The 2,437-nt window shown below is 41.3% G+C and carries 3 protein-coding genes and 1 pseudogene; 2 read left to right on the top strand and 2 right to left on the bottom strand.

The genetic code is table 11. From position 1 onward, the window contains the following. Positions 1-136 precede the first annotated feature (136 nt). Positions 137-601, top strand: coding sequence for an S-ribosylhomocysteine lyase (locus IEV18_RS16805; RefSeq protein ID WP_188393492.1), 465 nt, complete (start codon positions 137-139; stop codon positions 599-601). A gap of 90 nt (positions 602-691) precedes the next feature. Here IEV18_RS16805 and IEV18_RS16800 read toward each other — a convergent pair whose 3' ends face one another. Beyond that, positions 692-946 carry a hypothetical protein gene (locus IEV18_RS16800; RefSeq protein WP_188393491.1) on the bottom strand — a complete coding sequence of 85 codons (255 nt, stop codon included), beginning with the start codon at positions 944-946 and terminating at the stop codon, positions 692-694. 14 nt (positions 947-960) lie between these two features. After that, positions 961-1,908 carry a carbon-nitrogen hydrolase family protein gene (locus tag IEV18_RS16795; RefSeq protein WP_188393490.1) on the bottom strand — a complete coding sequence of 316 codons (948 nt, stop codon included), beginning with the start codon at positions 1,906-1,908 and terminating at the stop codon, positions 961-963. A gap of 350 nt (positions 1,909-2,258) precedes the next feature. Between IEV18_RS16795 and IEV18_RS16790 the strand changes: the two are divergent. After that, positions 2,259-2,437 (top strand): annotated as a pseudogene (locus tag IEV18_RS16790) (IS1595 family transposase); the annotation flags it as partial.

The following is a 2,437-nucleotide window of genomic DNA, read 5'->3' as shown; positions in this document are numbered from 1 at the left end:
GTGTGGTTACCTCACTAATACCCTAAAACAATGGGGGTGGCAAGTTTTTTGTTTATAAAACCTTATATATCAATAAATCATCTAGATTTTATCTATAAATTTTTGACAATACGGATTATTTTTTAGGAGTGATAATATGGTTAAAAAAATGAACGTGGAAAGCTTTAACCTTGATCATACAAAAGTGAAGGCACCATACGTCCGCTTAGCCGGGGTGACAAAAGGGGCAAACGGGGATGTCATTCATAAGTACGATATCCGTTTTAAGCAGCCGAATAAAGACCATATGGAAATGCCTGCCCTCCATTCATTGGAACACTTAATGGCTGAACTTATCCGCAACCATCATCAGACAGTAGTAGATTTAAGTCCAATGGGCTGTCAGACAGGATTTTACTTGACGGTATTGAATCATGATAACTACGAAGAAATTTTGGATACGATCGAAAAAACATTGAAGGATGTACTGGAAGCAGATGAAGTTCCTGCCTGCAATGAAGTGCAATGCGGCTGGGCGGCAAGCCATAGTTTAGAAGGGGCGAAAGAATTAGCTCGCGAAATGCTCGCGAAACGCAATGAATGGCATGAAGTATTTGCTTAAGCTTAAAAACAAAAAACTCTGCACCTCTCCTTGAAGAGGTGCAGTTTTTGTATTGCAGCCGCCAATACTTTTATAGAACAATCCCTGATACTATAAAAAATACACACCTAACGCAACAATCGAGCCGATGATGACAATAACATAAATCCAAGTTAGATTGCGAATGTTCAGCGTTAATGAAGTCTTTTCATACTTAATGGAGCGTTCCAATTCCCCTTCTGCCGTATCTCCTTCTTCTTCGTACTTTTTCATTTTTCTTTCTTCCTCTTTGAAAATCATTAATGTGAGAATAGCAGCAACAAAAAGGGCGGCAATGACTAGCCAGGTTAGTAATCCGTAATTCATCGTGTTATCTCCTCTCAATCAGCCCTCGGGGTTTGCCTCTTTTCATTGACGTAAAGCTGAAAGATATCATTGCGGGCATAATGCCCTACCGGATCAAAATCATATTTTGCCTCAGTAATTTTGTCCAAATCCAGTTCAGCAACTAATATTTCTTCCTCTCCCCAAACCGGACCGGCAATTATATTCCCCAAAGGATCAACAATTACACTGCCGCCAGCACACATTTCCTCCGGAGCCGTTTCCAGTTCATCATAGCTGGCCAAGTCGTTCGGGTACATCGATTTGGTCACGTACTGATTGACACCGATGACGAAGCAGCGCCCTTCCATCGCAATGTGACGCATCGTTGCCTGCCAGGAATCCCGGGCATCTGCCGTCGGTGCGAAATAAAGTTGTACTCCTTTTGTATACATATATGCACGGGCAAGTGGCATATAATTTTCCCAGCAAATTAAAGCACCGATTTTGCCGAAAGGAGTATCGAACACAGGCAGTGTGCTGCCATCGCCTTCCCCCCAGATCAGCCTTTCCGAAGCGGTTGGTTTGATTTTCCGGTGTTTGCCGAGAAGTTTCCCATCGGGAGCAAAAAAGAGCACCGTGCAATATAAGGTTGTATCACTCCATTCCGCATCTCTTTCCGTCACGCCAATAATTAAATAAATTTGGTGCTCTTTGGCGATGTCTCCTAATATTTCCGTAGCCCGGGACGGAACGGCGACGGATTGTTTTGCATACCTGGCAAAATCTTTCCTCCCAGCATCCGTTCTGCTTCCAATGACCGCACCAAAATTTAGTCCCCTTGGATAAGCCGGCAAAAAGGATTCCGGAAATACGACAATATCCGCTCCCTTGTCGGCAGCTTTTTTTGTATACGCTTTAACCTTCTCCAAACTTTTCTCCAGATCAAACAATACCGGAGCTGCTTGTACAGCGGCAATCACCGGATTTTTATAAGATACCAACTTTCATTCCCCCTTAGTTACCGAATCGTTTCTTTTCATTTTAAACAAATTTGAAATATTTTGCGAACAATTAAAAAATACCCGGATAGCTTTTGCCTTTCAGAAGGAAGCTCGCAAATTTTGGAAGTTTCAGCGAATAAAAATTCGGAAAATCACACTATTTGAGCGGAGCAAATGATTTACTCTATAAAACTATCCTTCGAGATACATTCCCTTTTTATCCGCAAACAACAAATTTTGTGAGAATAGCTATTTAAAAGAAAGGCTCTGTTAAAGTTAGTTGTTGATAATTGAATTCCGAGAACAAATGTTCTATAATTGAACTAACTACAATAGGGTTGGTGATGATTGTGAGAGCGACTGAAATCCTTAAAGCCATTCAAAAACTAAATCCCGCAGAGAAGCACAGGTTACGCAATATTTAATTGATGCACTCACTGCTTCAAGTTCGACTGGAACCGTTCTTCACGAAATATCTGAACGTAAGAATAAGAATGGCTATGAATGCCCTGATTGTACATCAGAACAT

This window comes from Compostibacillus humi (assembly GCF_014637175.1).
Classification (GTDB): Bacteria; Bacillota; Bacilli; order Bacillales; family Amphibacillaceae; genus Oceanobacillus; species Oceanobacillus humi.
This window is presented reverse-complemented; position numbering and strand designations above follow the sequence as displayed.

Bases quoted from the DNA above. Each gene is read 5' to 3' on its own strand.
- IEV18_RS16805 (WP_188393492.1), top strand. From the start codon at position 137: ATGGTTAAAAAAATGAACGTGGAAAGCTTTAACCTTGATCATACAAAA.
- IEV18_RS16800 (WP_188393491.1), bottom strand. From the start codon at position 946: ATGAATTACGGATTACTAACCTGGCTAGTCATTGCCGCCCTTTTTGTT.